The organism is Corynebacterium pelargi (genome assembly GCF_014635485.1).
GTDB lineage: Bacteria > Actinomycetota > Actinomycetes > Mycobacteriales > Mycobacteriaceae > Corynebacterium > Corynebacterium pelargi.
Window position 1 is genome coordinate 1 of sequence record NZ_BMCX01000010.1, and the last position, 1,469, is coordinate 1,469.

A 1,469-nucleotide genomic window follows, 5' to 3' on the forward strand; every position below is an offset into this window, starting at 1 on the left:
TTCACAAATCACACAGGCAAAGTCCCACCCCGACGGAAAACTGACAATAACACACCGATTCTGTGAAGTGTTCTGGACTTTGTTTTGGCTTAGTTTGAGGAAAGATCATTACTTATGGGTAGGAAATTCCCGGAGGATTTCAAAGAACGTGCCGTGCGGTTAGCCTCGGAGCACCGGAAAGTTCATCAGTGTTCGACATGGCAGGCCGCCACGGTGATCTGTGATCGGTGAGCGCCTGGACGTGAGTCCACACACCATTCGTGGCTGGCTGAAACGGCGCATTGACCGGGCAACAACCCCTGTGGATTTGCCGGTGGAAGTGCGAACAGAGCTGCAACAACTCCGCGTCGAAAACCTGGAGTTACACAGGTCAAACGAGATATTGAAGGCTGCTTCGGCTTTTTTCGCACAGGAACTCGACCATCCCAGCCGATGATGATCCGCTTCATTGATGAGCACAAGGATCGCCTGCGGAGTCGAGTGCATTTGCCGTGTGGTGCGCGCCTACTTCTGTGAGGTTTTCTACACCTCCCGCGGTTATCGTGCCGCAAAGTCTCGCTCACCATCAGCCAGGGCGGTGCGCGATCAAGAACTCATTGTGGAACTCAGACGGCTGCGCGCTGATAACTTTTGTGTCTACGGCATCCGCAAGTTGCACAAGGCCATGGTCGATGAAGGCTATAGCATCGGCCGTAACCAAGTCGTCAGGTTGATGAGCATCGCCTGGCTCAAGGGTGTTCGCCGTGGTCGCAACCCTGTGACCACGAAACCTGCCAAGTTGCCGGATTCCCGTCCTGATCTGGTTAAGCGCAACTTCAAGGCCGATGCGCCGAACCGCTTGTGGGTGGCCGATGTTGTCTACGTCCGCACCCGTAGTGGATTCGTGTATACCGCATTTGTCACTGAGGTCTTTAGTCGCAAGATTGTCGGGTGGTCGTGGAAGTCCTCATTGACCACAGACGTGCTGCCGATGGAAGCCTTATCGCAAGCTATGCATTCGGCGAAAGGCCAGTTAGAGGGGTCTTTGGTGCATCACAGTGACCGTGGATCGCAGTGTGTGTCCGTGGCATACACCACCCGACTTCGCCAGGGGGGTATCGATGTATCGGTGGGCACGGTCGGCGACTCGTATGACAATGCCATAGCGGAGACGGCAATGGGCTATATAAGACCGAGTTGATCTATCGTCGCAGGTCGTGGGACTCGTTGGCGGATGTGGAGCTGGCAACGTTGCACTGGGTGCATTGGTGGAATACCAAGCGGTATCACGAGGGGATTGGGCTGAAGACCCCGGTACAGGCTGAAGCTGAGTACTATGAGCAACAGCCTGCATTGGTTCAGGCCTAACACCCTGGACAAAGCTCAATGCGATTCAATTCGTGCATTGGGTCTTTAAGCTCAGCCGCAAAAATCGGTGTGTTATTGTCAGTTTTCCGTCGGGGTGGGACTTTGCCTGTGTGATTTGTGAA

At 54.4% G+C, this 1,469-nt stretch carries 1 pseudogene; it reads left to right on the top strand.

Annotated elements, in window-relative coordinates:
• The first annotated feature begins 114 nt into the window (after positions 1 to 114).
• Positions 115 to 1,347, top strand: a pseudogene (locus tag IEU99_RS10930) (IS3 family transposase).
• Positions 1,348 to 1,469 lie beyond the last annotated feature (122 nt).